This is a genomic window from Glutamicibacter soli (assembly GCF_052322135.1).
Classification (GTDB): Bacteria; Actinomycetota; Actinomycetes; order Actinomycetales; family Micrococcaceae; genus Glutamicibacter; species Glutamicibacter soli.
Genome location: NZ_CM125969.1, coordinates 3,762,720 through 3,789,532, shown reverse-complemented (window position 1 = coordinate 3,789,532; position 26,813 = coordinate 3,762,720). Strand labels below are relative to the sequence as shown.

The 26,813-nt window shown below is 62.4% G+C and carries 45 protein-coding genes and 1 pseudogene; 42 read left to right on the top strand and 4 right to left on the bottom strand.

Going from position 1 to position 26,813, the window contains the following annotated elements; all coding sequences use genetic code 11:
• Positions 1-11 precede the first annotated feature (11 nt).
• Positions 12-491: an ImmA/IrrE family metallo-endopeptidase gene (locus ACTX90_RS17975; RefSeq protein ID WP_443442638.1), complete on the top strand. Its 480-nt coding sequence runs from the start codon at positions 12-14 to the stop codon at positions 489-491.
• Between the two features lie 49 nt (positions 492-540).
• Complete coding sequence (locus tag ACTX90_RS17970) at positions 541-1,035, top strand: hypothetical protein (RefSeq protein WP_120991649.1); 495 nt, start codon at positions 541-543, stop codon at positions 1,033-1,035.
• Here the strand turns inward: ACTX90_RS17970 and ACTX90_RS17965 are convergent.
• The 4 genes from ACTX90_RS17965 to ACTX90_RS17950 form a co-directional block, all read right to left on the bottom strand.
• Positions 1,016-2,425 (bottom strand): recombinase family protein, encoded by a 1,410-nt coding sequence (locus ACTX90_RS17965; protein ID WP_443442637.1) that lies wholly within the window; start codon positions 2,423-2,425, stop codon positions 1,016-1,018. The genes ACTX90_RS17970 and ACTX90_RS17965 overlap by 20 nt on opposite strands.
• Positions 2,422-2,589 (bottom strand): hypothetical protein, encoded by a 168-nt coding sequence (locus ACTX90_RS17960; RefSeq protein WP_443442636.1) that lies wholly within the window; start codon positions 2,587-2,589, stop codon positions 2,422-2,424. Before ACTX90_RS17960 ends, ACTX90_RS17965 begins: the two co-directional genes overlap by 4 nt.
• A 91-nt stretch (positions 2,590-2,680) precedes the next feature.
• Positions 2,681-3,082 (bottom strand): ImmA/IrrE family metallo-endopeptidase, encoded by a 402-nt coding sequence (locus ACTX90_RS17955; RefSeq protein ID WP_443442635.1) that lies wholly within the window; start codon positions 3,080-3,082, stop codon positions 2,681-2,683.
• Between the two features lie 70 nt (positions 3,083-3,152).
• Complete coding sequence (locus tag ACTX90_RS17950) at positions 3,153-3,767, bottom strand: hypothetical protein (protein ID WP_443442634.1); 615 nt, start codon at positions 3,765-3,767, stop codon at positions 3,153-3,155.
• A gap of 207 nt (positions 3,768-3,974) precedes the next feature.
• Between ACTX90_RS17950 and ACTX90_RS17945 the strand changes: the two genes are divergently transcribed.
• The 40 genes and pseudogenes from ACTX90_RS17945 (at position 3,975) to ACTX90_RS17750 (ending at position 26,804) form a co-directional block, all read left to right on the top strand.
• Complete coding sequence (locus ACTX90_RS17945; RefSeq protein WP_443442633.1) at positions 3,975-4,271, top strand: helix-turn-helix domain-containing protein; 297 nt, start codon at positions 3,975-3,977, stop codon at positions 4,269-4,271.
• The gene (locus tag ACTX90_RS17940; RefSeq protein ID WP_443442632.1) at positions 4,268-4,654 is read left to right on the top strand and encodes a hypothetical protein; all 387 of its coding nucleotides are present in this window, start codon (positions 4,268-4,270) and stop codon (positions 4,652-4,654) included. The genes ACTX90_RS17945 and ACTX90_RS17940 overlap by 4 nt, the downstream gene beginning before the upstream one ends.
• Positions 4,655-4,801: 147 nt before the next feature.
• Positions 4,802-5,104, top strand: coding sequence for a hypothetical protein (locus tag ACTX90_RS17935; protein ID WP_443442631.1), 303 nt, complete (start codon positions 4,802-4,804; stop codon positions 5,102-5,104).
• Positions 5,105-5,114: 10 nt separating this feature from the next.
• On the top strand, positions 5,115-5,423 hold the full coding sequence (locus tag ACTX90_RS17930) for a hypothetical protein (protein WP_443442630.1): 309 nt from the start codon (positions 5,115-5,117) through the stop codon (positions 5,421-5,423).
• Positions 5,423-5,650, top strand: a complete 228-nt coding sequence (locus ACTX90_RS17925) for a hypothetical protein (protein ID WP_443442629.1) — start codon at positions 5,423-5,425, stop codon at positions 5,648-5,650. Before ACTX90_RS17930 ends, ACTX90_RS17925 begins: the two co-directional genes overlap by 1 nt.
• Positions 5,651-5,744: 94 nt before the next feature.
• Positions 5,745-7,217 carry a ParB/RepB/Spo0J family partition protein gene (locus ACTX90_RS17920; RefSeq protein ID WP_443442628.1) on the top strand — a complete coding sequence of 491 codons (1,473 nt, stop codon included), beginning with the start codon at positions 5,745-5,747 and terminating at the stop codon, positions 7,215-7,217.
• Complete coding sequence (locus ACTX90_RS17915) at positions 7,217-7,672, top strand: hypothetical protein (RefSeq protein WP_443442627.1); 456 nt, start codon at positions 7,217-7,219, stop codon at positions 7,670-7,672. Before ACTX90_RS17920 ends, ACTX90_RS17915 begins: the two co-directional genes overlap by 1 nt.
• Positions 7,666-7,995, top strand: coding sequence for a WhiB family transcriptional regulator (locus tag ACTX90_RS17910; protein ID WP_443442626.1), 330 nt, complete (start codon positions 7,666-7,668; stop codon positions 7,993-7,995). The genes ACTX90_RS17915 and ACTX90_RS17910 overlap by 7 nt, the downstream gene beginning before the upstream one ends.
• Before the next feature lie 884 nt (positions 7,996-8,879).
• Positions 8,880-9,053 (top strand): annotated as a pseudogene (locus ACTX90_RS17905) (DNA translocase FtsK); the annotation flags it as partial.
• 94 nt (positions 9,054-9,147) lie between these two features.
• Positions 9,148-9,933, top strand: coding sequence for a BRO family protein (locus tag ACTX90_RS17900; protein WP_443442625.1), 786 nt, complete (start codon positions 9,148-9,150; stop codon positions 9,931-9,933).
• The gene (locus tag ACTX90_RS17895) at positions 9,930-10,265 is read left to right on the top strand and encodes a glutaredoxin family protein (RefSeq protein ID WP_443442624.1); all 336 of its coding nucleotides are present in this window, start codon (positions 9,930-9,932) and stop codon (positions 10,263-10,265) included. The genes ACTX90_RS17900 and ACTX90_RS17895 overlap by 4 nt, the downstream gene beginning before the upstream one ends.
• Entirely contained in the window at positions 10,262-10,567 is a 306-nt protein-coding gene (locus ACTX90_RS17890; protein WP_443442623.1) for a hypothetical protein, read from the top strand. The genes ACTX90_RS17895 and ACTX90_RS17890 overlap by 4 nt, the downstream gene beginning before the upstream one ends.
• On the top strand, positions 10,564-10,809 hold the full coding sequence (locus ACTX90_RS17885; protein WP_443442622.1) for a hypothetical protein: 246 nt from the start codon (positions 10,564-10,566) through the stop codon (positions 10,807-10,809). The genes ACTX90_RS17890 and ACTX90_RS17885 overlap by 4 nt, the downstream gene beginning before the upstream one ends.
• Positions 10,806-10,949, top strand: a complete 144-nt coding sequence (locus ACTX90_RS17880) for a hypothetical protein (protein WP_183043231.1) — start codon at positions 10,806-10,808, stop codon at positions 10,947-10,949. Before ACTX90_RS17885 ends, ACTX90_RS17880 begins: the two co-directional genes overlap by 4 nt.
• Positions 10,927-11,238 (top strand): hypothetical protein, encoded by a 312-nt coding sequence (locus ACTX90_RS17875; protein WP_424679088.1) that lies wholly within the window; start codon positions 10,927-10,929, stop codon positions 11,236-11,238. The genes ACTX90_RS17880 and ACTX90_RS17875 overlap by 23 nt, the downstream gene beginning before the upstream one ends.
• Positions 11,239-11,244: 6 nt before the next feature.
• Positions 11,245-11,865 carry an HAD domain-containing protein gene (locus ACTX90_RS17870; protein WP_443442621.1) on the top strand — a complete coding sequence of 207 codons (621 nt, stop codon included), beginning with the start codon at positions 11,245-11,247 and terminating at the stop codon, positions 11,863-11,865.
• Positions 11,866-11,877: 12 nt separating this feature from the next.
• Positions 11,878-12,195 carry a hypothetical protein gene (locus ACTX90_RS17865; protein ID WP_443442620.1) on the top strand — a complete coding sequence of 106 codons (318 nt, stop codon included), beginning with the start codon at positions 11,878-11,880 and terminating at the stop codon, positions 12,193-12,195.
• On the top strand, positions 12,188-12,628 hold the full coding sequence (locus ACTX90_RS17860; protein ID WP_443442619.1) for a hypothetical protein: 441 nt from the start codon (positions 12,188-12,190) through the stop codon (positions 12,626-12,628). Before ACTX90_RS17865 ends, ACTX90_RS17860 begins: the two co-directional genes overlap by 8 nt.
• A complete protein-coding gene (locus tag ACTX90_RS17855; protein WP_443442618.1) occupies positions 12,625-12,891 on the top strand; it encodes a hypothetical protein in 267 nt (88 codons plus the stop codon). The genes ACTX90_RS17860 and ACTX90_RS17855 overlap by 4 nt, the downstream gene beginning before the upstream one ends.
• Positions 12,888-13,208 carry a DUF7352 domain-containing protein gene (locus tag ACTX90_RS17850; RefSeq protein ID WP_443442617.1) on the top strand — a complete coding sequence of 107 codons (321 nt, stop codon included), beginning with the start codon at positions 12,888-12,890 and terminating at the stop codon, positions 13,206-13,208. Before ACTX90_RS17855 ends, ACTX90_RS17850 begins: the two co-directional genes overlap by 4 nt.
• 84 nt (positions 13,209-13,292) lie before the next feature.
• Positions 13,293-14,546, top strand: coding sequence for an HNH endonuclease (locus ACTX90_RS17845; RefSeq protein WP_443442616.1), 1,254 nt, complete (start codon positions 13,293-13,295; stop codon positions 14,544-14,546).
• Positions 14,543-14,884 carry a VRR-NUC domain-containing protein gene (locus ACTX90_RS17840; protein WP_443442615.1) on the top strand — a complete coding sequence of 114 codons (342 nt, stop codon included), beginning with the start codon at positions 14,543-14,545 and terminating at the stop codon, positions 14,882-14,884. Before ACTX90_RS17845 ends, ACTX90_RS17840 begins: the two co-directional genes overlap by 4 nt.
• A gap of 148 nt (positions 14,885-15,032) precedes the next feature.
• Positions 15,033-15,608, top strand: a complete 576-nt coding sequence (locus ACTX90_RS17835; protein ID WP_443442614.1) for a hypothetical protein — start codon at positions 15,033-15,035, stop codon at positions 15,606-15,608.
• Between the two features lie 124 nt (positions 15,609-15,732).
• On the top strand, positions 15,733-16,032 hold the full coding sequence (locus tag ACTX90_RS17830) for an HNH endonuclease (RefSeq protein WP_443442613.1): 300 nt from the start codon (positions 15,733-15,735) through the stop codon (positions 16,030-16,032).
• A gap of 162 nt (positions 16,033-16,194) precedes the next feature.
• Positions 16,195-16,548 (top strand): hypothetical protein, encoded by a 354-nt coding sequence (locus ACTX90_RS17825; RefSeq protein WP_424679098.1) that lies wholly within the window; start codon positions 16,195-16,197, stop codon positions 16,546-16,548.
• A gap of 8 nt (positions 16,549-16,556) precedes the next feature.
• A complete protein-coding gene (locus ACTX90_RS17820) occupies positions 16,557-17,024 on the top strand; it encodes a hypothetical protein (RefSeq protein WP_443442612.1) in 468 nt (155 codons plus the stop codon).
• Positions 16,991-17,644 carry a phage terminase small subunit P27 family gene (locus tag ACTX90_RS17815; protein ID WP_443442611.1) on the top strand — a complete coding sequence of 218 codons (654 nt, stop codon included), beginning with the start codon at positions 16,991-16,993 and terminating at the stop codon, positions 17,642-17,644. The genes ACTX90_RS17820 and ACTX90_RS17815 overlap by 34 nt, the downstream gene beginning before the upstream one ends.
• The gene (locus ACTX90_RS17810; RefSeq protein ID WP_443442610.1) at positions 17,586-19,421 is read left to right on the top strand and encodes a terminase large subunit domain-containing protein; all 1,836 of its coding nucleotides are present in this window, start codon (positions 17,586-17,588) and stop codon (positions 19,419-19,421) included. Before ACTX90_RS17815 ends, ACTX90_RS17810 begins: the two co-directional genes overlap by 59 nt.
• Positions 19,422-19,432: 11 nt before the next feature.
• On the top strand, positions 19,433-20,743 hold the full coding sequence (locus tag ACTX90_RS17805) for a phage portal protein family protein (protein ID WP_443442609.1): 1,311 nt from the start codon (positions 19,433-19,435) through the stop codon (positions 20,741-20,743).
• Positions 20,700-21,998: a head maturation protease, ClpP-related gene (locus ACTX90_RS17800; RefSeq protein ID WP_443442608.1), complete on the top strand. Its 1,299-nt coding sequence runs from the start codon at positions 20,700-20,702 to the stop codon at positions 21,996-21,998. The genes ACTX90_RS17805 and ACTX90_RS17800 overlap by 44 nt, the downstream gene beginning before the upstream one ends.
• 2 nt (positions 21,999-22,000) lie before the next feature.
• A complete protein-coding gene (locus ACTX90_RS17795; protein ID WP_443442607.1) occupies positions 22,001-22,360 on the top strand; it encodes a capsid cement protein in 360 nt (119 codons plus the stop codon).
• 20 nt (positions 22,361-22,380) lie between these two features.
• Complete coding sequence (locus ACTX90_RS17790; RefSeq protein WP_120991681.1) at positions 22,381-23,289, top strand: phage major capsid protein; 909 nt, start codon at positions 22,381-22,383, stop codon at positions 23,287-23,289.
• A 3-nt stretch (positions 23,290-23,292) separates the two neighbouring features.
• On the top strand, positions 23,293-23,670 hold the full coding sequence (locus tag ACTX90_RS17785; protein ID WP_443442606.1) for a hypothetical protein: 378 nt from the start codon (positions 23,293-23,295) through the stop codon (positions 23,668-23,670).
• Between the two features lie 14 nt (positions 23,671-23,684).
• On the top strand, positions 23,685-24,119 hold the full coding sequence (locus ACTX90_RS17780) for a Gp19/Gp15/Gp42 family protein (RefSeq protein ID WP_443442605.1): 435 nt from the start codon (positions 23,685-23,687) through the stop codon (positions 24,117-24,119).
• A complete protein-coding gene (locus ACTX90_RS17775; protein ID WP_443442604.1) occupies positions 24,116-24,445 on the top strand; it encodes a hypothetical protein in 330 nt (109 codons plus the stop codon). The genes ACTX90_RS17780 and ACTX90_RS17775 overlap by 4 nt, the downstream gene beginning before the upstream one ends.
• A gap of 123 nt (positions 24,446-24,568) precedes the next feature.
• Positions 24,569-24,880, top strand: a complete 312-nt coding sequence (locus ACTX90_RS17770) for a hypothetical protein (RefSeq protein WP_120991685.1) — start codon at positions 24,569-24,571, stop codon at positions 24,878-24,880.
• Between the two features lies 1 nt (position 24,881).
• A complete protein-coding gene (locus tag ACTX90_RS17765; RefSeq protein ID WP_443442603.1) occupies positions 24,882-25,262 on the top strand; it encodes a hypothetical protein in 381 nt (126 codons plus the stop codon).
• A 58-nt stretch (positions 25,263-25,320) separates the two neighbouring features.
• Positions 25,321-25,944, top strand: coding sequence for a hypothetical protein (locus ACTX90_RS17760; protein ID WP_120991687.1), 624 nt, complete (start codon positions 25,321-25,323; stop codon positions 25,942-25,944).
• Positions 25,945-26,046: 102 nt separating this feature from the next.
• Positions 26,047-26,409, top strand: a complete 363-nt coding sequence (locus tag ACTX90_RS17755) for a hypothetical protein (RefSeq protein WP_120991688.1) — start codon at positions 26,047-26,049, stop codon at positions 26,407-26,409.
• A gap of 41 nt (positions 26,410-26,450) precedes the next feature.
• Entirely contained in the window at positions 26,451-26,804 is a 354-nt protein-coding gene (locus ACTX90_RS17750; RefSeq protein WP_120991689.1) for a hypothetical protein, read from the top strand.
• The last annotated feature ends 9 nt before the right edge of the window (positions 26,805-26,813 follow it).

Sequence of the window (26,813 nt, the reverse complement as noted above, 5' to 3'; positions counted from 1 at the left end):
AGGGGGTATTGATGCTTGTCAAGGATGCCGCAGCAGAAGCTGCTGAGCAAACTCTCCGTGAACTATGGGATGGCGAATTCCCAATTGATCCCCGCAAGCTTGCAAAAGCGCAGGGTATCAAGGTTGAATTTGCCCGCTTGCTTGAAGATATTTCCGGTGCGATCGTGGCTCGCCCTGGCGACGTAACCATCTTGGTGGAAGAGACCCAAGACTTTACGCGACAGAGATTCACTATTGCTCACGAACTGGGTCACTACTTTGAACGCGTTATCGCTGGAGACGCGGAGTATTCTTTCGTTGAGCGCCGCGGTGGCAACGGGTACTCCCTCCATGAGCTCTATGCAGACACCTACGCAGCGAACTTACTGATGCCGGAATTCGAGTTTCGTACCGTGTACGAAATGACTTCGGACGCATCGCAGGTTGCGGAGTACTTTGCTGTTTCGAAATCGGCTGCTCAAATGAGGATCAACAAGCTTGGGCTCATCTAACCCGGAGAAGCCGAATGCTGGCAGTAAGAAGGTTCCCTTCTCTGCCAGCATGGCTGATCTGAAGAATGTCGATGTTCTTCGCACTCAGTCCGCGGAGGCTCTAATATCTCAAGATCAGCTCCCCGGGATGGATCAATCGGTTGGCGGGCCTCCGGCAGGAGACCAAAGCGGCAAGCCGGGCTTAGCCCCTGAGAACGACTCGGGAGAAGAAGACTACAAGAAGCGCCAACGGCAAAGTTTCTTGAACAATGCGCAACATCGCGATGAGATGCGAAAGCATGTTCAGGAGAAAGCCAAGCAGGAGAACGAGCTGCGTTCTAGCTTCTTTAGTGTTGCTGTAGCTATGGCATTCTTCGTTCTGGTTTGCAGCAATATGGGGGTTCTGGTGTACATCGCCCAAACCAATGGGGCTGCGCATCATCTGGTGCTATCCGCTTGGCTGGTGTCGGTTGTGGCAGAAGTTATCGCGATCATGCACATCATCGCCAAGTACCTCTTCCCTGCCCCTATGGAAAAACAAGATTCTAAGACCACTTCGCAATGACCTCTACATCGAGGTTCGGCCGCTGAGCGGTGTACTCGATCCGTGAGACGAGCCTAGACAGCAGCTCGCGCCGTGCGCTGAGCTGCATGCTGGGCCAGTCTCGGATGAGGTCCGCGGTCAGGTGGAGGTCTCCAACTTTCTGTGCTGCCTCGATGTCCTGCAGCCGCTGCTGCTGTTGCGTTTTCTCCTGATCCAGCTCTGCCAGCTTCCGCCGGTACACATCATCCGGAACTAGCCCATCCAGCATCTTGTCCGTCAACGCATCGCGACGGCTGTCCAGCTTGATGATTGCTCGCCGAATAGCCGGCGCGGGGTCGGCGACCTGAACGTGTGCGGGTTCCGCGTCGGCAAGTGCGTTGATTTCGTCGGCAAGATTTTCCAGCCAGGGGAGCAGGTGCTCCAGGATCTTGTCCTCGTTGACGTAGCCGCCGCGGTGGAGCTTGTAGTAACTGGCTTGCTTGCAGGAGTAGGCGACGCGGCCGGTGGGGGCGTGTCGGCCGCCGTAGGCCTTGCTGCCGCAGATCGCACAATAGAGCATGCCGGTGAGCAGGTATTGCGAGCTTTCGGCGCGTGAGCGTTTCACCCGGTCCCGGCGACGTGCCTGGTATTCGGCCCAGGTTTCTTCGTCGATGATTGGTTCGTGGATTCCCTGGTGTGTTTGGCCGCCGTGCCGGAAGCGTCCGGTGGCGAAAGGGTTGTCCAGGATGCGCATGATGGTGTCGCCTGACCAGGTTTCCGCGACGACGCTGCTGTACTTGTGGGTTGGCTTGATGCCGGTGCTGTTCAGGTATTCGACGAGCTCTCGCGTGGTGTGCCCGACGAGGTACATCCTGTATAGCTCCCGTAGAGCCGCCGCTTCGTCTGGGTGGGGCGTGAAACCGGTTTCGCGGGTGTATGTGTATCCGAAGCGTTTGCGGCCGTTGGCGGGCTTTCCTTGGGTGATGCGGCGGTGCTGTGCTTCCTTCCAGGTGTCGCCGATGCGTTCGGATTCGAATGCGGCGAATTCGGCGAGCATGCCGCGGGCGAAGCGTCCGGTGGAGGTGGTGACGTCCACTTGTTCGGTAGCGGATTCGATGCGGCCGCCGGCGGATTCGACTTTGTCGATGGCCAGGGCCCAGTCTTTGCGTGCGCGGGAGAGCCGTGACCATTTCCAGAGGACGATGACGTCCGCCTCACCGTTCTCGATGCTGGCCATGGTGCGTTGCACGGCGGGCCGGTTCCAGGTGCGCCCGCTGATGCCCGGGTCCGCTTCTACGCTGACCACCTGGTAGTCGCGCTGTGCGCAGTATTGTCGGCCGGCTTCCTCCTGCAGCTCCAAACTGATGGAGTCTTCGCGAGAGATGGACTGACGCAGGTAGAGGATTGCCCGAGGGCGTGCTGTGTTGGTCACTTCAACCTCCCTGGCCGGTTCGGGCGGGTCAGCTCATCCAGGCGGCCGATGAGTAGCTTCAGGAGATTGTCCTCCTCGGCGGTGACTTCTCTTGGCGCGCATCCGAAAGCGGTGGCAGGCAGCTCGAAAGGCACATCGTTGGTCGGAAGTTCATTCGTAGTCACTGTGGATTCTCCTGTGTATATCGGTGATACTTTCTAGTCTCTAAGCGCGTAGGAACGCGGAGAACAAGAAAGTACGGTGTGTGGATAAGCGCTAAGCGCTATGTTCGTTGGCCGGCCAGAGCTGCTGGATCTGATCGCCATCAAGCGTCTGCAGGCGATCGATCACGACTTCCGTCAGCACGTCCAGTTCTTCCGCCATGTCTTCGGGGCAGCGCGCCCAGCCTGCCACGCGCTGCAGGTCCTCAAAAGGGATCAAGAATTGAGCGACCTCCAAGCGTATCTGCCGCTCTTTGGCTGGTCCCTGGCATGAGGTGTGCCCGTGCTTGATGTGCATAGCCTCATGAGCCAGCGCGCACCGCAGCTCAGCGCGTTTCAACTTGGGATCTACCCAAATCCTCCGCCCGTCAGTGGCTGCGGGTACGGAAGGGTGCGGGCGTGTGAACTCAACCGCGGCGGTGACAAGCGTGCTCAACTTGCCCAAAACATCGAACATACGTTCGAATATATGGGTAGAGCCCGACAACTACCAAATATGAAAAAACGAACCCGACTAAACCAGGAACCTAAAAATCAGACCCCGGATCCTGATTCTCCTCACCGCGCTCGCCGTGTAGGCGCTCGAACTTCTCGTGCTCGGTTTCGAACGGGAAGTGCGCAGCGAGCTGCTCGATGGGAGGTGGGGTTACTTTGTCCTCAGCTTCGGTAAGCCCAGTCTTCTGTCCAGCGCCAGAGTCACTCGTGGGCGCCACGGCTCGGAGGCGTGGAGGTTTCGATGCGTTTGGTGCTTCTGGGTCAGGTTGTCCATCGGTTCCGCTCTCGTCGTCGCGCATTGCGGAAATTACGGATAGGAGTATCCGCTGATCGCGTGCGCTTAGTTCATTTGAGGAGAGAACGAGATCCAGTAGGGGGCGCTGATCTTCGACCGTGGGTAGGTCGATGTTCATTGAGGCGAGGGCTGCGGCTGCTACGCGGGATTCGGGAACCTGAAGCACCTGGGAGAGCATCTTGATTGTTTCTCCCTTCATGCTGGTCACTGGTTCATCCTTGAGTCGCCCGAAATTCGAGTGGCTCATTTTGAACCCCCTGGCGTCGGCCCTTGCTGACAACGCGCGCAGTGACCACCCGTTGCGGTCCATGGCTTCTTGAAGCAGTGCCCCTAGGGCGTGGATTTCGTTCACGAAGCAACCTTGGACTAGACGGAGTGGCTGGCACAAGCGACGCGGACACCATTAGTACAGCCAAACTGGACACTAGAAACTTATCATTTTTTGGCAATATTCCCCTAGATTGGCGCGGATTAGGGGGTTCGGGCGCAGGTGGGGGTGGACACCGGAGAATCCATAAAGTAAAGTTTCACTGGACACACAGTAACGAAAGGCGGTACAGTGAACATCGTCAAGAACCCACGAGCAATTGGAGGTCTTTGGATGGAACTCCGGGACAGAAAGATGCTCCAGCGACTCATGATCGTGCAGGACGTTTCCAATCGCACCCTCGCGAAGGCCGCGGGGTGGCGCTCGCACAGCTACATGAATCGGCTAGTAAAAGGAGAAGTGAAGACCTTGGAGCCCGAGCCGGCGTTGCGAATCGCAAAGTTCTTGGGCGTTGGGGTCGAAGATCTCTTTTTGACTCACGTGTCAGATTTTCCTGAACGTGAAGTCAAGAAGAAGGAGACGGCATGAGTGCAGAACTTGGACTGAAGTGCGACCAAGCGAGGGTGGTCGTGGCGAAGGCGCGCCATAACGCGGCGGAAGCCAGGGGAGTTGCTGATTTGGCTGCACGAGACATTGCCGACCGTTTGGTCCGCGATAACCGGTATGACCCGCTTGACCTAGCTGTCTACAAGGCGGCGAAAGCGAAGGCGGACGACGCGCAGATCCTGTTCGTCCAGGCCTCGGCCGCGTACGGCTTGGCATTCCAGGAATGGGCGGAAAGCGTGAGCCTCGGCGGAGAGATCATCCGCACGGAGGAAGCTGCAGAAAACGAAAAGCCCCCAGCAGTTGCACCTGCTGGGAGCGGCGAAACCAAAACCAGTAAGCAAGAAAGGTGTGATTCCAATGCCTAGTGTATCGAACCCACAAAATAACGTCACGGCGAAGCCGCCCGCACCTCGACCAACTCGGGCCCAGTGCCTCCGCGCCGCAGCCGCCGTCTACGCCAGCTGGCGCGCCGAAACCGCAACCCGCCCAGCAACCACCGCAGGAGCAGCAGCATGAACGACATCATCACCACCGCGCTCGCCGGTGCTGCGTTGTCGCTGGCGTTCTCTGCGAACTGGCTGGCCATCGAGGGCATCAGCTTGGTGCGTAGCTTGCGCCGCCGGAACCTCGCTACGGCTAAGGCTGCCGAGGCCCAGACGAAGGCCATGGAGGCCATGGGCCGGTCGGCCAATGAGATGGGCCGCAAACTCGCTTCCGGGAGTTCGTTCCAGGAAATCTTCGATGCGGCTGCCGGGGATCATGCCGCGAACTGCGAGAACCCGAACTGCCCGATCCGCCCGAACAACAACAGCTAAGGGATTAGTCGTGCCGAGAATCGAAGGCCGCGTGGTCATCAACCCGAAAGGCTCCGGTCGCCCGTCGGCGACGTTGCATGTGTCCTGGCTGGACTACCCGAAGTCGGACCGTACGAAGAAGGCCGTGGCCGCCGTGCAGTCCTGGGCTAAGAACAAATACCGCGGATGCAACGTGTTCGTGGAAGCTGGCTCGCTCACTTCCGAGGGCGAGCAGGGTGCCGGGCACATCCATGTGAACGGCATGGAGGTCGCCGACTTCTCGACCGTGGTCGTTCCTGAGCCGGTGCCGGCAGAGTCCCTATTTGGGGGTGGACTCTAGTGAGCGCCGATCAGATCTACCAGGCCAACTCGCGCCGCATGTGGCGCATCTGGATTCCGACCGTCGCCGTCCTGGCTCTCGCACTGTACTTCGTCCTTCCGCTGCCGAACGGGCTGGGCCTGCTGACCATGTTGTTGTTCACGGCGACCTGTTTCGGTGCCGTTGTGGACTGGGCCAGCTCCGAGCTGCGAGGACACCAGGCGCTGAGCGCCACCGCTGGCCACTAGCTGGCACCTCGGCCGGAGGAACCGGCCAACCAATCATTCTTTTCTCACCTAGGGGTGTATTTCTTTGCCTAAATTCGTCGGCAGACTCGAAGTCTTGCCTATCAGCTCGTTGCACGAGAACGAGGACAACATCCGTGAGGACATGGGTGACCTTGAGTTCTTGGCCGAGCAGATCAAGCAGTTCGGCGTGCAGCAGCCGCTAACGGTGTACCCGCATCCGCAGATCGAGGGCGACTACATCGTGCGTGACGGAAACCGCCGCTACCTCGCGTCGCTCAAGGCCCAGATCACGGAAGTCCCGTGCATCGTGAAGCCGGCCACCGACCGCGACCAGGTCGCGGACGTGGATATGGCCATGACCACCGGGCGAACCCACAAGCGCACCAGCGATGCCGAAGTCTCGCACGGCATCCAGCGGTACTTCGACCTTGGCCAGGACGTGACGACCATCGGCAAGAAGGCCAAGATGTCACGCAAGGAAGTCCTGACCCGCGCCAAGGTGGCCCAGCGCAATGATGGGCTGTCCAAGGCCTACACCTCCGGTCGGTTGGGTCTGGACGCTGTGCAGCGCCTGCAGGACCTCGAAGACCAGTCCGGTGTCGCTGGCCTCTATGAACGTTCGCTGGAAAAGATCGAGGGGATGCCGAACGGCGCTAGCGTCGAAACCGTCGAGCGCATCATCGCCGAAACTGAAGTCTCGATCCGTCGCGACGAGCGCAAGGCGGAGCTTGAAGCAGCCGAGGCCATCGAGGGCAACTACGAGATGACCTACAGCAGCGCGTGGGCCAAGGTCGAGGACGAGATGTCCGACCAGGAGCACGTGAAAGCCGGCCACCGTTACCACTTCGCCTACCGGGACGCGGAGCCGACCTGGTATGCCAAGGAGAAGAAGGCCAAGCCTGAGCTGTCCGAAGCCGAGAAGCTGGAAAAGCAGACCCAGTCGAAGCTCAACAGCATGCTGTCCATCGTGTCCCGCACCCGCCGCGCGTTCATTGCCGAAGCATTCCAGAGCACCAAGGCGGACGAGGCGTTCGCCAAGCAGGCCATCGCCGAGCAGATCTTTGAAAACATCCGCTACGACGAAGATGGCCGTGAGGTACTCGGCGAAATCATCGGCCTGCCGGTTCCGGAGGTTGATGCCGAGAACCCCGGATCGGTGGAAGCGCGTGAGCAGTGGTCGGAGCGTGTCACGAACCATCTGAGCCGCTTCACTCTGGCCAACCTTGGTCGCATGCTCGCGTTCAGCAGCCTGATCAGAGCCGAAGAAGCCATTGGCAAGCTCAAGGGCTTCGAACGCTCGCGGTACGAAGGTAAGAACTTCCGGGGTGCGTGGATTCGCACCAGCGAGTACTACCTGTTCTTGATGGAGCAGCTTGGGTACGAGCTCGACTTGGACGAAGTGGAGGCAATGCAGTACTCCGCCGCCAAGGAGCCTCAGCGTAACCGCGAGCTGGACCTGGTCGAGGTGCCGGACGATGCCTGCCAGTCCTGCGGTACGGAGCCGTTCGAGCCGACCGGCGCGACCATCTGCACCGGCTGCGCTCCGGATGAAGGCGAGGCCAACTAATGCCGTGGCATCAGACCTCCGACGAGCAGGCTGTCCCGCCGGCCGGTGGCGCCGGGTCGCTGCGCCGGAACCGCAAGATCACGTTGGCCGATGTGGACCGCAACCGGAGCAGCTCGGTGCATCCTGCTGCGGCCGCTCCGGCGCCGCGCGTGATCGACCGCGGCCGTATGTACGCCGAGTTCGAGAACAAGGACCCGGAGGCGGTGGAATGGCCGCGCGCGGTGGTGCGTTGCAGCCCGGGCTTGGCCGCGGGTGAGCTGGTGTGGGGCGCGAAGATCTGGGAAGCCCCGGGCCAGCCGGCACGCGACCACGGCGGGAAGCTGCTCGCGTTAAGTGGCCACGACCGTGACCAGGTGCTCCGTGAGGCCGGACAGCGGGTCAAGGAGTTGCGTTGGTCAAAACGCGGCCGGCTCCGCCTGGCGGGTACTCCGCCGGAGCAGGAGCCACCGTGCTGACCAGGAGTAGCGCAAGCACCGTCCGGCACCAGCCGGCAACGCACTCGGACGCGACCGACTGGCGAGACCTGGCTGTCTGCCGGAGCTACAAGTTCGAGAAGGGCCAGCCCGACCCGTGGTTCCCGGTCAGCGAGGCCCCGGCCGCCGCGATCGAGGGCCAGCGCATCTGTGCGAGCTGCCCGGTTCAGTTCACCTGCAGGGACTACGCGTTCACCGCGAACATCCAGCACGGCACCCTGGGCGGCATGACCGCGAAGGAGCGGGAGAACTTCAAGAGAAGACAAGCAGACCAGAGACGAAAGAGAAAGGCGGCCACATCATGATCTTGACGATCAATACCGCAGACCTGAGACACGCGCTGGTGTCGGTGCAGCCGCACGTGCACAACGACGCGAGCACCGGCCTGGACGTTGTGCACTTCACCGCGGACGATGGCCACATCTACGTCCAGGCAACCAACACCGCGTCGGCCGCGCTGGCGATCGTGAGTGTCTGGGAGGCCGAGGGCCTGACGGGAGACCCGCAGGAGGACTGCTTCGATCTGGATCCGACAGTGGTCAAGGAGCTGCTGTCCGTGTTCAAGACGTCGAAGAACCAGCCGGAGGACGAGATCGGCGACTCGCTGCGCATCACGATGACCGGCAAGGAGCTGACCTTCACGGACATCTCCGGCCTGTTCCCGGGCAAGACCTACATCGTCCCGAACGGGAACAGCTCCGAGGTGTTCCCGAACCTGCCACGCCTGTTCCTGGACGCTGTCTCCTCGGAGAAGCGCGTGCCGGCCCGCATCATGGCCAACGGCAAGTTGCTGCAGCTGTTCGCCCACGCCTCGGCCGCCTATAAGGAGCCCCTGGCGATTGAGCCGACCAGCACCAAGACCCGCATGCTGATCAGCTGCGGTGAGTCGTTCATTGGCATGCTGATGCCGGTCAGTGCCGAGGAAGGAACCGAGCTGGCCGTGAAGCTCGCGTCCTCCCGTGAGGGCTGGACCCGCAGGTTGCCGGCGCTGGCCTACGCGCTCAAGGAACGCGGCGGAGTTCGTCCGGAGACCACCAGCGCGCTGATGTCCGCCGTCGTGGAATCCGCGGCCGAGCACCTGGGCAACGTGGCCTCTATCCACGGAAACACGGTGACCATCGACGTGGCCCCGGCGCCAACGGATGACCCGGACGAGGCCGAGCTGATGCGCGAGGCCATCGACCTGATCGTGTCCAGCCAGTTCGGCTCCGTCTCGATGCTGCAGCGCAAGCTCCGCATCGGCTTCGCTAAAGCCATGCGGTTCATGGATGAAATCGAGAAGCTGGGCATCGTCGGGCCTCACGAGGGAAGCAAAGCCCGCGACGTGCTGGTCAAGCCCGAAGACCTGCCCCTGCTGCTGGCCCGCCACGACCTCAACGCACCCACCCCAGGCTAACCAGCCACCGTGAAACCTTGTTTCACAAATAACAACCGAAAACCTTTGTAAGGAGGAAACCTTGACCGCAATCGAAACTTGGATCTACCAAGACGAGGAAGTGCGCACCCTGCTGATCAATGGCGAGCCTTGCTTCATCGCGAACGACCTATGCGACGTGCTCGAAATCCGCAACGCCCGCGATGCAGTATCCACTTTGGACGAAGACGAAAAGGGTGTCGTTACTGCCGACACCCTTGGCGGAGCCCAGCAAATGGCCTACGTGACCGAAGCCGGCATGTACTCACTGGTCCTGCGCTCCCGCAAGCCCGAAGCCAAAGCCTTCAAGCGCTGGCTGACGCACGAAGTCCTGCCAGCCATCCGCAAGACCGGCCAGTACCAGCGCCCCATGTCCCTGGCCGAACGCACCATGGCCTTGATGGGCGAACTGCAAGCCCAGGTAGACGAGCAGGCTCGCCAGCTCGAAGCCGCCCGCCCGAAGATCGAGTACGTGGAAACCTTCGTCGCCGACGAAGACCTCCTCACCCTGCGCACCATCGCGTCCGACCTCAAGGTAGGCGAACAAGAGCTGCGCGCACTGCTGATCTCCAAAAAGTGGATCTACCAGCAAACCTCCACCCGCTGGTCCGAGAAAGCCCAGAAGCTCGTCCCCCTGTACCGCTACAGCGCCATGGCCGACAAGAAGCAGTACTTCCAAGCCGTCCTCGCCCACGACGCACCACGCTTCAAGGGCGAAGTCATGCACACCCTCAAGGTCACCGCCGCCGGCGCCGCTGCCATCGCCCGCCTGCTGGCCAGCCTGAGAAGATCCGCCGACTTCCTCGAATCCAGCGGGGTGGCCTCATGACCCAGCAGACCACCACCGAAGCGCTCGCCGAGGACGTCTCGCAGGCCCCGAGCCCGCTGCGCGTCACCGTGTACGCGAAGCCCTTCGGCTGCCAGCCGTGCAAGGCAACCATGCGGAAGCTCGACAAAGAAGGCATTCCCTTCAACAAGATCCTGGTCCACGACGAAGAAAAGACCCTGATCGACGAGCTGAAGCGCGAAGCCAAGCTCCTCGGCGTGACCGGCGAACTTCCCTGCGTCGTCGTCTACGACGCGAGCACCGACGACACCCACACCTGGTTCGGCTACCAGCCAACCGAAATCATGAAGCTCAAGGAAAGGCTCCAGCCATGAACGAGACCATCACCGTAAGAGACATGGGCGAAGACGGAGACCAGTGGCTGGTCACCGGCACCACCGACGCACACAGCGCGGACGAAGCAATCCGCCAGCACGTCGAAAACGTCACCGGCGAAACCATCGAAGCCCTGCTCGACGCCGCCGACCTCGTGGAATTCACCTTCCACGAGAACCACTGGTGGGCCTGGGGCAACCTCGACGAAAACGGCAACGTCTGGGAACGCTCGCGCCTGTACCCAGCCGCCGACGTCTGCGACGACCACGAAGCCTTCCACGGATACCTGGTCTCAGCATGAGCGTCACAATCGAAGCCCGCCGCCTCAACGGCACCGACCTCGGACGCACCATCGGAACCTTCGGAACGCTGGAAAGCGTCTCGCACGGAACGATGCAGGTCGAGGTCGAAGAGGACAACGGCAACCTGATTCCCATGGAGTTCAAGGCCGTCAAGATCACGACCAGTACCGGCGAATACGCACTGACCCCCAGCACCAAAATCAGCATCGCTGGCAAGCGCTCGCCGGAGGCCGGGCAATGAGCGCCTGGTCTTGGCTGGTGCTGGGCATCGGCTTGCTCGTCTTCCAGTCTCCAATCACCGCCTACATCCTCGCCAGATTCCTACGAACCTCCATCGACAACGAAAGGAAAGCCGATCATGAGCAGCCCGAGCATCGCTAGAGCAATCGACCTGGCCAAGCGCGCAGAGCACTGCCGGCAGACCGGGCAGCCGCGCATGACAGCCCTGTACGAGAAGAACCTGCGCCAGACGCTCCACCAGGTCAAGCAGGAGATCCGCACTGCACGTATCCAGGCCAACCCATTTCGGGCGTTTCAGTACCTCGGCGAGGATCTCGCTGACGCTGGTGGCCTCATTTGGGACGCCGTTCTCGCTGCCGTGAATGAGATCTTCGGAGCAGTTGCCACTGCGCAGAACATCCGCCAGTCAGATGTCGCGAAGGTGGCCTGAGACGAGATGACGAATTACCTCTTTCTCGACATCGACGGCGTGCTCAACGCATGGCGCGCCTACACCGTCCCGCAACACAAGCAGGCCTGGGCTGACTTCACGCGCGTGGACGGCAAGCAGTGGGGCGAGATCATCTCGCCGCGGATGATCGCCGGCCTGAACCAGCTCATCCACGACTACGACGTGCAGGTCATCTGGTCCAGCTCCTGGCAACGCCAAGCCCCAACCTTCGGGGAGAAGATCGGCCTGCAGGGCGCGGGCCTGTGGCCATGGCTCAAGCTGGGCCGGAACGATACCTTCCACAAGTCCACGGCCATCGGCGAGTACTTGGCCGACGTTGGCCGCGCGGGGGACCGGATCATCTGGGCCGAGGACGAATACAAGCCCGAGTCCCTGAACCCGTGGATGGACGAGTTCGGCGCCCGGGCTATCGTCCCGAGCGTCTGGACCGGAATCACCCCAACCATGCTCATCCAGATGCAGCACTTCTACGCCGGCGACAGCCCAGGCCCAGCCCTGCGCATGCCGGACGTAGAACCAGAAGCCCCGACCGCACCGCCGGCACCGGCCACCCGACAGGCCGAACCAACACACATCGCAATACCACGCATCGCCGGAACCAACTAGGAGGAGGTAACCATGAAGCCAGGAATCATCAACCTCGCGAAGCTGAACCAGGCACAGCGAGATGTGCTCTTCGAATGGGCGACGGCGAATGGCGTGCGGCATTACGTGCCACTTGAATCCCGCATGGTGATCACCGGGAACAAGTTCACCGTGGAGACCTTCGCCATTGAGCGCATCGGGCAGAAGAACCAGAAGTGGGCTCACAAGAAGAGGAACGGGCGATCGTATTTGCCGATCAAGGTCCGCACGTACCGAATTCGGGTTCCGTTGCGGATGCCCGAACGAGGCCCATCGGTAGGAGCTCAGTGGGAGGACGAGATCAATGCCTGAACAGCCCCGGCTCGACCCGTTCGCGATCGAATCGACGGCGAAGAAGCTCTACAACCAGTACGGAAAGGGCAACTGGGACGCTGATTGGGAGCACCTGCACCCCCGAATTCGCGCCGAGTACATCGACAAGGTTGCAGAGCTCGTCGGCGGGTACTTCGCGGCTGCCCTGCCGGGGTCGCCCAGCGGTCGGTGGACAGTTTCAACGCTCCGTACACACTTCGAGTGGGGCGGGCAGGTGCGCTTAGACCCAGCGAAGTTCGACAGGGTACTGGCCAACGTACGCGCCGAAGCACTCGAAGAAATGGCACATGTTCTCGAAGCAGACATGCCTGGGAGCGATCGGGGAAACGGCCAGATGACTGCTGGGCGTCACATCATGCGGATAATCCGTACCCGCGCCGCACAGATCAGGAAGGAGACCAAGACCGAATGACCGAAGACCACGAGCACCAGGGACCGCCGCAGCTGCTCCACCCGCTCCACGACATGGAAGAGATCCGCATCGGAGAGATCAACTCCTTCCACCACGGACTTCACGCACGCGTCCCGCTGCCAGGAAACAAGATGATGTACGGCCAGATCGTCTTCACCTCGCACAGCGAGTTCTCCAGCAAGCTCACCGTCAAGTGGAACGGCGAGCAGATGGAGACCAAAGCCCACCCCGAACACATCATCAGAATTGAGGCCACACCATGAACCGTCGAATCTACCGACACGAACTCAAGGTCAACGACCAGGCGCACGAGATCCCGGCCGGGAAGATCGTGCACTTCACCGAATACCGGAATAAGCACATCACCCATGAGAAGGATCGCGTCGAAGTCTGGGTCGAAACCCAACTGGTAGCAGACCACACGCTCGCCAAGTCCATAGGCCGCCAACGGGTCCAGATCTTCGGCACCGGGCAAAGCATCCCCGACGGCGCCGAGCACCTCGCCAGCTGCCTGGCCGGCTCATTCGTCTGGCACCTCTACCGCCTCCCAGAGCCTCCAGCAGGCGCGAACCAGTGCTAAACCACAGAAACACCAAACACCACCCACCAGCGCTCGCCGTAGCCTTCAGGCTGCCGTGTGCGAGAGATACGAACAGGAACAAGCATGTCGTGGTTGAAGCAGTCGGACGTATCGGCGAATCACCCGTTGGTGCTGCGTGTTCTGGAGCTGGACGAGGTTGACGATCGTCTCCTGAATGAGATGTACGGCTGGGCCAACCGCTGCGCCACGCAATCGGCCGCGTTTGACCGGGACTACATCGTGGAGATCGGCACGGCCAAGCAGCTCGCCGGCCTGAGCAGGTACAAGGACCTGCTCGGCGCGGCGCTGTACTGCGGGATTCTGGAAGAGAAGGAGATTGAGGAGAACGGCAGTATGCGCCGGGTACTCAAGCTCGTGGAGGATGAAGATCTCTTCCACATGATCCTCAAGTCGGACAAGGACCGCGAGAAGAACCGTCGCGCGGACACCTACGACATGGCCAAGAAGGGCGCCATCATCAAGCGTGATGGCGCCGAGTGCCGCTGGTGTGGCCGCCTGGTCACATTCAACAATGACCGCAAGTCCATCCGGGCCGGGGAGATTGACCACCTCGACCCGAAGGACCTGGACAATTCCGACCCGACGCCGATCGAACGGCTCGTGGTCTCCTGCAAGTCCTGCAATTCAAAGAGAAAGGCTGGTGAGTACTGGGACAAGGAACTCAGACCGGCACCAGGAACGCCGTACTTCACCGCCGACACCGTCGCGTGGCTGCGCGACAAGGCGGGCATCCTGGCTAAGGTTTCCACCGAACGTGTTGAGCTGCACGCTCCCACAACCGCTCCGGCACCTGAAAAGGCGCAGGCTCCGGCCACAGCTTCGGCTGAGGCAACGGCAAACGACGACGCAACGGCTACCACCGGCTCGTCCGCCCGCACCGATCAGGAAGCAACGGCAGCGCCCGTGGTTGAGCACTCCGAGGCAACGGTGCAACCGGCCAGGAAAGAGCGCGTGTCCTTCTCGGACATCGACGCAGGGCTCCACGACTACTCGGAGATGCTCGAAGCACTGGGCAGCGAGGCTGTCGAGACTCCCCACCAGGGTGAGACTCCAGCTGGCGACGACGCAACGGTAACCACCGGCTCGTCCCACGCACCGGCTCCGATCAACTCCGAATCAAAAAATAATCAATTGATCATCAAGAAACCTGAGGGTGTCGGATCTAGATCTGCCGGGACGGGTCGGGACGGGTCGGGCCGGGACGTGACGGGTAGGGGCGGGGGACGCGATCTTTCCCACCCTGAATCTCCTAAACCGTCAAGCCCTCCTGCCAACCGCTCAAGACGTAGAAGACCTCGTAAGAGAAAGAACTCATGATGAAGAACCATCCTGCTCTGTTGTGGAGCGAAGCAACCTTCCAATCTCAGGTGATCCAGCTGGCCAAGACGCTGGGATACACGCTGACCTATCACACCGCCGATAGCCGGCGCTCTAATCCTGGCTTCCCAGATCTGGTGCTCGTGCACGGCAGGTCCGGAAAGATCGTGTTCGCTGAGCTGAAGACCCAGACCGGTCGGGTGAGCCCGGATCAGGAGTCCTGGATCAACGGCTTGCGTCGTGGTGGCGCGACGGCCGAGGTGTGGCGCCCGATCGATTACGTGTCGGGTCAGATCATTCGAGTGCTGCGAGGGGGTGCTGTTGTTGGGAGAGCATAGGGAGTCGCCGTATTGCGGGTGCTGGGGTTGCATCCAGATGGCACGGAAGGCGGCGGGGGTGTGCGTGGTTCATCTGCTGGATAACCCTGATAGTTGGCCCCCGGCCTCGTTGCCTGGGCTGAGCTTGTGCGGTGAGTGCAATGACCAGATGATTGCCGACCTGAGGTTCGTGGCCGCTCGATGGGATGATGCGCAGGAAGCGTTGCATGCCGGGTTCGGTGGTGGTGGCAGTGAGCGCCATGCACAGCGGATCGAGGCGCCGGTGCCGATCAACGTGGCGGTGTCAGATGCACTGCTTGTGGTGAGGGACAACATCTGGTCTGTGGTGCTGCGGTTGGTCGATGACCATGGTGTGCAGTTGCCCGTGTACCAGGACACCGGCAGTTTGGCGGAGTGGTTGTCTCGGAGCCAGGCGGTGAAGATCGCGGGGGCCGCGGACAAGACGTTCACGAAGAATGCCTACTGGTGGATCCGGGACGCGGCGGGCTGGACGGTCACGGCAACGCATGGGTCTGAGACAAAGGTTGATCTGCCGGACCAGTTCTGCAAGCGCCCGGGCTGTGGTGCTCAGTTGATTGTGGTGGAGAACAGGGCAGGTGCTCACATCGTGCAGTGCTCCAGTAATGCAGGGCATGCGGTGCAGTGGGACACCTGGACGAACATGCTCAAGTCCATGGGTGCGCAGAAGCGGAGAGGACCGAGGCTATCGAAGAAGTTGGCTTGATTTGACGGACTTGACATAGCACCGTAAATTTACTGATTGAATGGCCTTAGTGGCTCAATCGAAGCCCCGAATCTCTCAGAGGTTCGGGGCTTCGTTGTGTCCGGACTCAGGAGGTGATCAGCTCATGAGCCTGAGTCAGATGCCGGTCAAGCCGTGGAGCGGACGCGCTGCGTCCGAAGCGCTGCGTCAGGTCAAGGCCAAGGGCCGACGAGCGAAGACACCATGCGTGATCTGTGAGCTCACCATCGATTACTCGTTGGAGTATCCGCATCCGCAGTCGTGCAGTGTGCAGCACGTCAAGCCCCGCAAGCTCTTTCCACAGCTCACCTGGGACAAGAGCAACTGGGCGCCGGCGCATCTGGACTGCAACAAGTCCGCCGGCCCGAACGTCCAGACCGGTCTGGGCCTCAAGGATGACTGGTAAACGGGTCGAGGCCCAATAAAATCCAGCACCCCGAGCTGGGAGAAAGTCGCGCCGGTTACCTCCCTCTCCCCCCTGAGGATTTCGGAACCATTTTTAGGGTTGACAAGGCAATATGGCGGTGAAAGTGAACCCGCCTCACTGTATGAGCGAAAGGTCCCCATCGTGAAAACCGTGATTCCAACCAAGGGAGCGCTGCAGGCGGTGCTCACCGAAGCCGCGCTGGGCAAGCGCGTGGCCATTGCATTCCCCGGTGCTCAGAGCGCCAAGATCGGGCTGGACGCGCTGATTGATCCAGCATTGGACTTGGACCCGTCGCGCATCTCGCGAGTCCCTGGCAAACGTCTCATCAACTTTCAGAATGGCGGAAGCATCCGCGTCCTGGCCGCGAACTCGTGCGAGTGCCGCGGCGCTGTAGCTGACATCCTCTACGTGCATGACTCGACGACCGACGAGCAGATGGAAGTGCTGACGCCGATCGTCGCCACCTCCACCGAACCGATCGTCCACTTCGAATAGCAGCCGTCATGCGTGACCGTCCCAAGATCATCCAGCTGCACGCCGACGGCCGAGGCATCCGCGAGATCTCCCGAGACCACGAGGTGTCCCGCAACGCAGTTCGCAGGGCGCTCGCCGAGGACGCGCGCATGGAGTACTGGAGACCGAACGCCACTGAGGAATTCGAGCCGGCCGTCCGCGACGTGCTGGCCGACTACCCTCACATGAGCGTCCCGGACATCGCCACGATGGTGGACTGGCGCAAATCCCGGCGCACTCTCTCCGACCTGGTCGCCCGGCTCCGACCGGAGTACATCGACCGCGCCGACTCCGAAGCCACCGACGGCAACGGCATCGCCGCGGCCCAGCTGGAAACGATCACCGCGGGAACCTTCCAGCCGCTCAAGCTGCTCGGCATCGCCGACATCCAAGCGCGCGAACTGACCGCGCAGGAGGTGACCTGGTGGACGGAACTGAAGAACGCGACCCACGCCTGAACGCGCCCGACCGGCTACCCGAGAAGGTCAAGGAAGTCTGGGACGAGATCGTGGCCACCAACGACATTGCCGGCACCGTGGACCGGCAGGCGCTGGAAGCCTACTGTTTCCTGGTCTCCCGACTCCGCGAAGCTGAAAGCCGAATCGACGAGGAAGGCATGGTCGTCCGCGACTCCCGCGGCAAAGTCCAAGCCCACCCCGCTCTGGAAGTCGCCCGGAAGCTCAACGAGCAGGTCCGCACCTGGGGCGACCGCTTCGCCCCGCTCGTCCGTCCGACCCGCAAGCGCGGATACATGGCCGACGCCACCGCCGCGGCCATCGCCAACTCGCCGCACTTGCAGGGCGACGCCGGCAAGAAGTACACCGGCCTGATCGCCGCGGCCCGCACCCAGGCATGGATGATCGACGAAGCGCAGCGCGACTCCATGGAAGCCCTGAACGACGCGGTTGTGAAGATCCTCCCGCAGTACGTGAAGACGTGCTCCGAACTCCAGATCACTCCCGCCGCGCTGAGCGCAGGAGCCGCGCCAAAGCCTCCGAAGCAGGACAAGGGGGTAAGCGGTGGCAGCAACGTCTCAAGCTTCCAGGAACGGGCAAACAAGCGCCGCCAAGCCGGATAGGAAGAAGCGACCAAAGCTCTACGGCAAGGAAAAGCCACGCGTCTACACCCCGCCGCTGCATCAGCTTGAACCGCGCTCGCCGGAGGCGGAGGAGTGGACGCTCGGTTATGACGTGATCGACTTCGCGGAGCAGGTTCTCAAGGTGAACCTGTTTCCGTGGCAGAAGTGGTTGCTGGTGCACATGCTGGAGCTGTTGGAAGATGGCCAGCTGCGCTTCCGCACCGTCGTGGTGCTGATTGCCCGACAGAACGGCAAGTCCACGCTGTCCCAGGTGCTCGCCTTATGGATCATCTGCGTGTGGGGCTGGCCGCTGGTGCTCGGTACCGCGCAGGACTTGGAGACCGCGGAGGAAGTCTGGCAGGGCGCCGTCGACATGGTCGAGGAGTCCGAAGAGCTGGCCCCGCTGATCGACAAGGTCGTGAAGGTCAACGGCAAGAAGGCCTTGGAGATCATCCGTGACGTCGAGAGCTTCAAGCAGACCAAGCGGGTCAAGACCCGGTACAAGGTCAAGGCGGCCAACCGCAAGGCGGGCCGCGGCTTCACCGGAAACCTGATCCTGCTCGACGAGCTGCGCGAGCATCAGAACTGGGATGCCTGGGGCGCGATCACCAAGACCACCATGGCCCAGCTGGAAGCGCTGATCCTCGCGCTGTCCAACGCCGGCGACGTGACCAGCATCGTACTGCGTTACCTTCGCCAGATGGGCCACGAGGGCGCAGGGGACCCGGACGGCATCTGCAAGTCCGGTGAAGACCTGCTGCCCGACGTGATCGATCTAGGCATGGAGTCCGCTGATGACCATGATGACGAGGAGTACGAGGAAGACGACGAGTGGGAGCAGGAGCCTGACACCCTCGGCTTGTTCGAATGGTCAGCTCCTCCCGGGTGCTCGAAGTGGGACCGCGAGGGCTGGGCGCAGGCTAACCCCTCGGTGGGCTGGAACCCAGGCTTCACCGAGCGCACGCTGGCCGCGGCCTGCAAGACCGACCCCGAATGGGTATTTCGTACCGAGTGCTTGTGCCAGTGGACGGACGGTGTGCTTGAAGGGCCGTTCCCGCCAGGTGTGTGGGAAGAAGGACAGAACAAGCCGGAGATCGGCCCGGACGGCATGCCGCAGATCGCGGAAGCCGACAGGATCGTCTCTGATGTGACAGTGGGGCTGGCCCAGTCCAGCGACCGCGAGTACGTGTACATGGCATTCGCCGGGCACCGCACCGACGGCCGCCCGCAGGTGGAGATCGTAGCCGCCAGGCACGGCACCAGCTGGACGAGCGGATACCTGATGAACTCCAAGCGCCGCGGGCGCATCAAGTCCGTCACAGGCCAGTCCAAGGGCGCGCAGGTTTCCGCATTGATCGAGGATCTGGCCGAAGCCAAGGATGACCCGGAGAACGACTTCGACGTGCCGGTGATCCCGTGGCAGGGAACCGACCTCACCAACGGCTGGTCTCGATTCATGGACGAGGTCACCGGCAAGAGCCTGCGCCACCATAAGCAGCCTCCGCTGGATCTGGCGGCGACTACCGCGGTGCTGAAGAAGTTCAGCGGCGGCGCGACGCTGCCCGATGACAAGGCTTCCCCATCCGATACGGCACCGCTCATGGCGGCCGTGGCCGCGCTGTGGTTGCTGACCCGCAAGGAAGACCGACAACTGCCACCGCCGCCGGCCCCGGCCGCGGTGAAGACCAGCGACGTTGCGACCCACGTCCAGGACAGCCACACCAGCTATGACAGCGGGCAGGGCTACACCTCGGACATCGGAAGCATCGGATTTTGAGAGGAGGGTCAATGGCCGCACCGCAAGACGAGCGAGGCTATCAAGCCTCCAGCTTCTGGGGCTATGAGCAGGACGAAGAGACCCCGGAACTGCGCTGGCCCCTCAACATCGAGGTGTACGACAAGATGCGACGGCAGGACGCGCAGGTCATGTCAGTGCTCCGGGCAGTGACCCTGCCGATTATCCGCACCGAATGGCGCATCGACCCGAACGGGGCGCGCCCCGAGGTGGTGCAGCTGGTCTCCGAGGATCTGGGCCTGCCGATCAAAGGCCAGCCGGCCGTCACCGCGCCGCGCTCCCGAGACAGGTTCTCCTGGAAAGAGCATCTGCGCCTCGCGCTGCTGATGCTTCCCTTCGGACACGCGTACTTCGAGCAGGTCTACCGCATCGACGACCAAGGCCGCGCGCGGCTCCGCAAGCTGGGCTTCCGCCCGCAGCGCACCATCTCGCAGATCGACGTGGACGCCGACGGCGGGCTCAAGGCCCTGCACCAGCTCGGCGACCCGAGCGGCAAGAAATCCAGCATGGGTGTGGAGCGTCTGGTCGCGTACGTGCTCGACCGGGAGGGCGGCAACTGGCTCGGCCAGTCGCTGCTTCGCCCGGCATACAAGTTCTGGCTGCTCAAGGACCGCATGCTCCGGGTCCAGCTGCAGTCGGTGGACCGTAACGGCATGGGCTTCCCGGTGTACACCGCCGGAGAGCTGCCGGAGAACATGCCCGTCGCCGAGTACCAGGCGGCAATGCAGCAGCAGGTGGACGCTGGCCTGGCCATCGCCCGCGGCGTGCGCTCCGGAGAGACCGCCGGCTCCTCCATCCCGCCGTCCGCCAAGCTGGAGCTGCTCGGAGTCACCGGGCAGCTGCCGGACGCGGAAGCCCCCATCCGCTACTACGACGAGCAGATCGCCCGCGCAGTACTGGCCCACTTCCTCAACCTCGGCACCGAGACCGGTTCCTGGGCGCTGGGAAGCACCTTCGCGGACTTCTTCACCCTGTCCCTGCAGACGTTCGCCGGCTATATCGCGGAGACCGCCTCGCAGCACATCGTCGAAGACCTGGTCGACCTGAACTTCGGCCCCGACGAACCAGCCCCGCTGGTGACCTTCGACGAGATCGGCTCACGCCACCAGCCCACAGCCGAGGCAATCAAGGCGCTCATCGACTGCGGCGCCATCGTCGTAGACGAACCGCTCGAAATCTACCTGCGCACCGTCTACGGTCTGCCCCCGGCAGACAACACCACGGCGCGCACCAAGCTAACCACGGAAGGAGCACCCGCCGATGCCGCACCAGAAGCAGAAGAACCCCCGGACCCCGCGGATTGAGAACAAGACCAGCTGGTACCGCATGGAAGCCAGCACCGAATCCGACGCGGCCGAGATCTTCATCTACGACCAGATCGGCGGATGGTGGGGAGTCGAAGCATCGCAGTTCGTGCAGGATCTCTCCGGCGTCACCGCGAACACGATCAACCTCCGCGTAAACTCGCCAGGCGGCGACGTCTACGACGCGGTGGCCATCATGAATGCGCTCAAGCGGCACAAGGCCAAGGTCATCGCCACCGTGGACGGGTTGGCCGCCTCCGCCGCCAGCTTCATCATCCAGGCAGCCGACGAGATTGTCATGGGCAAGGGCGCCGAAATCATGATCCATGACGCGCTCACCATCGCGATCGGCAACCCAGCCGACTTCCGCGAAGCCGCCGACTTCCTCGACCGCATCTCCAACACCATCGCCTCGGTCTACGCCGACCGCGCCGGCGGCACCCGCGACGAATGGCGCGAACGCATGGTCGCCGAGACCTGGTACACCGCCGAGGAAGCCGTAGCCGCCGGACTCGCCGACAGCATCGTCGGCACCGCGGAAACCGAAGCCGAAGACCTGAAGAACCGCCTGGACTTCAGCGTCTTCGCCTACGCCGGCCGCCGCGCCGCACCGGCACCCACACCGACCAATGCCACGCCAGCCCGGCGCGACATCCAAGCCCACCTGGACGAGGCGCTCGCCGTCGCCGGCCAGTGGCGAAACGATCTGGCTGAAACGGAATCCCCGAACCAGCCCCACACAAAGGAAGGAGCCGACATGTCGGACTCTCTACTCCAGGGCGTGATCAAGCGTCTGGGGATCGACCCGAAGGCCACCGACGTTTCCGAGGAAGCGGTCCTGGCCGAACTGGACGAAGCGCTCGCCGAGCGTGCCGAGGACTCGCAGGATACTGCCGCCTCCTCGTCCGCCCAGCAGCCTGCGCCGGGCACCGTGGTGCTCGACGAGGCGCAGTACTCGCAGCTGCTCAATGACGCCTCGGCCGGCCGCGACGCCCGCAACCAGCAGATCGAGGAGCACCGCAACCGGGTGGTGGACTCGGCGATCGAATCGGGCCGCATCCCACCGGCACGCCGCGAACACTGGATCAAGGCCTTGAAGGCCGACCCGGGCGCCGAGGAAAGCCTGAACGCGCTGGCCCCCGGCCTGGTGCCGGTCGAAGCCAAGGGCTACACCGGTGGCGTGGACCAAGCCACCGATGAAGACACCGTTTACAGCAAGGTCTTCGCGACCGCTGAGACCCAGAAGGAGTCCTAACCATGGGCCAGTACCTGCCAATCCATCGTCCGGGTGACACCATCACCTTCGATGTCACCACCGCAGTAGTCGGTGGCCAGCCTGTCCAGGTCGGCGCGACCGACCGTTCCGTGGCTCCGGCCGCGGCCGCCAGCACCTCCTACGTGGGAATTGCAGGCCACGACGCCGCGATCGGTGACAAGGTCACCGTGGAAGTCGGCAAAGTGATCCACGAGCTGAAGGCCTCCGGCGAAGTGGCTCTGGGCGCAAGCCTGGAAGCCGCCGGCGCAGGAGCCGTCCGCACCGCTACGACCGGGACCGTCATCGGTCTGGCCTTGACCGCTGCCGCTGACGGCAAGCTGGTCCAGGTTCTCCAGCGCTAGAAGAAAGGAATCATCCAGACATGATTACCTACCCATTCACCCCGAGCCAGACGGAGAACGCCAGCGCCGCGGACCTGCTGGCTTTCATCAAGTCTCCTGCTCTGCTTGCCCGCCGTCTGGGGGACATCCTCACGTCCCAGCAGTTCCTCGGCAACTTCCTGCTGCAGGGCCGCTACCAGGTCAGCGGTGGCGCCATCATGGTGCCGTCCAAGGAGATCATCCGCACCGACCGCGGCGCCGAGACCGTCGCCCCGGGCGCCGAGTACAAGCTCACCCCGCTAAGCGCCGAGCAGTACGAGCTGTACACTGCCCTGAAGGAAGGCATCGCCACCGAGGTCACCGACGAACAGGTGGGCCGGCTCCTGCGCCAGCCAATCGATGACGCGCTGCTGCTCCTGCAGACCGAACTGGTGTTCAGCGCCAACGATGCGGCACTGGGCGTCATCCAGTCCTCGGTGACCCAGACCATCGCCGGCGGCGCATGGACCAACGGCAAGCAGATCCTCAAGGATGCCATGCGCGCCAAGGCCACTGTCCGCGCGCTGAAGCTGGGCTACGACATCGACACCGTCGTGCTCGACGGCATCCAGCACGCCGAGATCGTGTCCGAGCTGCTGGACGTCCTGCCGGACAGCGACGACACAGCCAAGACCGGTGCCTTCCCGACCATTGGCGGCATCACCTGGGTGGCAGCAGACGGTGGCGAAGTCACCGACCCGCTGTTCCTGGACCGCCGTCTGCTCGGCGGCATCGCCCGCGAGTCGATCCCGTCGCCGGAGTACCGCCCGGTCGGCAACGACACCGGAGTGGAGGTTGCATCCATCCGCGAGAGCAAGGCGGACAAAACCCGCCTGCAGGCCCGCAACCCGCACGTGCCAGTCGTCACCAACCCGCTGGCTGGCATCTACATGACCGGAACGGGGGCCTAAGCCATGGCAACTCTGTACAAGGCCAAGGCCTCCGTCGTGAAGGTCGCCGTGGGCTCGCCAAGCGGCAACCGTGTTGCCCGCATCGTCCGCGCCGGTGGGATTATCCCCGAAGGCGTAGACGAGGAACAGCTGAAGCACCTGGTCAGCCGCAAGCTGATCGAGAAGGTCACCGTGACCGAGCAGCCACCGGCGCAGAACCCGGTCGAAGCGCTCAAGGCCCAGCTGGAAGAAGCCAAGGCTGCCACCGAAGCAGCCAAGGCAGAAGCTGCCGCAGCCAACGGCAAGCTGGCCGAAGCGAACGAGCAGCTCGAAGCCGCCAACGCTGACAACAAGCCGGCCACGGCCAAGGCCCCGGCGTCCAAGGCCACCGGCACGAAATAGGAAGGCGGGTAGCCATGGCTGACCTTGCGCAGGTCAAAGACATCGTCAACGCATGGCGCCCGCTGACCCCGGTCGAATCCACCCGAGTCGAGTACTGGATCGGAGCAGCATCCCGAAAGATCCGACGCCGCTGGAAAGACGTAGACCAGCGGATCGCCGCCGGAACACTGCAAATCGAAGACGTCACCGACGTCGTCGTGAGCATGGTGCTCTCAGTCCTTCCGAAGATCGAAAACAACGGAGTGAAATCCGTAGCCGTCGCCGCCGGAGCCGAGTCCAGGGCCATCACCCTGGACTCCTCCGGCGGCGACGAACGGCTCAGCTTCGAAGAGTGGATGGTGGAGATCTTCGAAGGGACCGCGGCATCCACACCGCTGCCCCAGATCAAAGCCCCCAAGGCCTACGGCCTGAACCGGATCTTCCCGGACTGGAAAGAGGTGTACGAATGACCGACGCACTGCACCAGGTCATGGTCACCGCAGAAGTGCCGACCGGGGCAACTACTCCGGCACCGGACGGCACACCAGCCAAAACCAGAACCCGGATCGACTGGGGGCCCTGCAACTTCCAGCCCGCCTCATCCACCGAGGACCGAGCCGGAAAGCACACCGTCACCGGGGAGTACTTCATCAGCGGGCCCCTCGACCCACGCATCACCGCCGGGTCGATCATCACCGTGGCCGGGAACCACTACAAGGTGAAAGCCGAACCCAAGCACTTCGCCTCGGGAAGCCTCGACCATACCGAACTCAACCTCATTGATCAGAAAGGCTAGACACCATGGCACAGCATGAACCATCCCTGGAAGAAGACGGTCGTGTCGACTTCCGCGGGAACAAGTACAGCCAAGCCGACGCGATCGCGTTGGGCCTGATTGCACCGGTAAAGGAGGTGGCCGTTGAAACAGCCGAACCTCAGTACCGAGAAGCTGAACCAGGCGATGCAGTCACCGGCGGTCCGGGCAGCGCTCGCCGCAAAAGCTGAGCGGGTTCTTCCCCGGGCGAAGTCGATCGCCTTGCAGGATGGCAAGCGCCAGTTTGCGCAGGCGCTGAAAGTCCGGCAAGGGACGCGTCCTGGCACCGGGTCACCCAGCGGTCTGCTTCGCTCCTTTGCGCGAGTCGAAGCAACGGTCACCGAAGACATGCGCAAGATCGACGGGTACGGCCGTTTGACTCGGCAGCAGATCCTCAGGCGGGCCACGGATGCCTAGCATGAGCCGTTACCCGAAGGCTGAAGCGTTTGTGCTTGGCTGGCTGCGGGCCGGGCTCGATCCACCCATTTTCACTGAGACCGATGAAAACCTGCAGATAACCGCTCCAGCCTACAAGGTGCAGGTTGTCGGCGGCGGCGAGCAAGATATAACTCGCTCGCCGACAGTCGAGATCTGCGCTTATGCCGTAGGTCGCGGCGACGCTCTGGACCTGCTCGATGAAGCTGACTATCGGATGCGCAAGCTCCGATGCCAGGGAACAGCAGACGGCTACGCCGACGACGTGCGGTTGGCTTTCCACCCGACAGCCGAACCATATGGAAACAAGGACCTGCACCAGGCAACCGCTTCGTACACTGTCGATTTCCGACCGAAACCATAACCACCGTCGAGGGCTGCAGATGCGGCCCTTCTTCTATATCTAGAAAGGGGCCGCGATCATGCCAGAAATCGATCTGGATCAGGCCAACGTGGATACTAACGTCCGCAAGTGGGGGTCTAAGTTGCTGTTTGTGCAGCCGATGACTTCCGCGCCACCTACCACCTTCTTCGGGGTGGAAGACCACCTGCCGATCTTGCCCGCAGACGCGAAGATCTTCGGATTCATCACGACCGACGGCATCGACCAGGAAGACTCGGTCAGCTCGGAAAACACCCAGATGGACCAGGCCCTCGAACCTGTCCGTCGCGATTTGACCGGTATCGAGAAGACCCTCCTCACGAACCTGGGCGAAGACAATGCCTACGTCCAGGCATTGTGGCACGGCGTGCCGGTCGAAGACTGGCCGGCAACCAGCGTAGGCCCGTGGATCTACCACGACGGCGCCATCTCCGACTACCCGTACATGCGGCTCGGCGTGATCGCAATTGACGGGGTAGGCGACATGGCTCGTTACCGCTACGAGTACGCCTACCGAGCTGCAATCACCGCGAAGGGCGCCCGTAAGCTGGCGCGCAACGCTGCGGAGACCTACTCGTGCACCTGGGGCCTCTTCCGCGATGCCGTCGCTAAGAAGTCGTACTCGCGGCTGCAGGACGGACCGTTCTACCACCAAGTCCCATAACCGGGCGACCCCCGAACCGGTTGGGGCTGGCAGTGAGGGGAATCCTGCCAGCCCCAACCACTTAGCTGATTCCCCAGATTCCCCACGAAAGGAGCCATCATCATGGCTGAACCAACCCGCCGCGTCGTACGCATGGACCGCTTCAAGAGGCAGCTGGCAGAGAACGTCGGAACCGACGAGCTGCTGCCAATTGAAATCGGCAAGGACGAGCGCGTGTTCATCCGCCTCGGTTTCCAGGTCGAGGACACCCCAGATTTCCAGGACTTCATGAAGCGCCTGCAGACTGCTTCACCGGGCGACGAATCCGCCATGGTCATCCTGGGTGAACACCCGGACCTGTCGAGTGAAGAGCAGCTGGAAAAGTGGAAAGCCGCCGGCTACACCACCGATGACCTGGCACTGGTCTTCGGAGCTGAAACCCAGGAGTACAAGGACTCGCTGGGAAAATTCCGGTACAGGGGATAGCTGAACTGATTGGGGCCGAGCCCGAGGCGTACGAGGCGGCATTGCTGCAGGCGTACCCCGGGCGCGACCCGCTCAGTGATGTTTTCTCCGGGAAGATCAGTCTCCGCAAATTCCGCGTCATGGTGGAAAACCTCCCGCCGAAGAACCCCGTTGCCCGGGCCGTGTCCGGCGAGTGGGGCGATGAGGAATGGATGCTGTGGGACATCAGCGGCCGGCTCCGCGATCTTTCCATCCAGCTGCATAACCTGTTCCGCGGAAATAGTGCCGCACTGGAACCGGAGTATCTGCCACGGCCCGAAGCCGGCACCGGCGAACACCAGGAACTCGAAAAGGCCGCAGAGCACCAGATGCAGGACAACCTTCTGAAAGTCCTGGCGCGCCCAAACCCTCACTGATTCATTTCA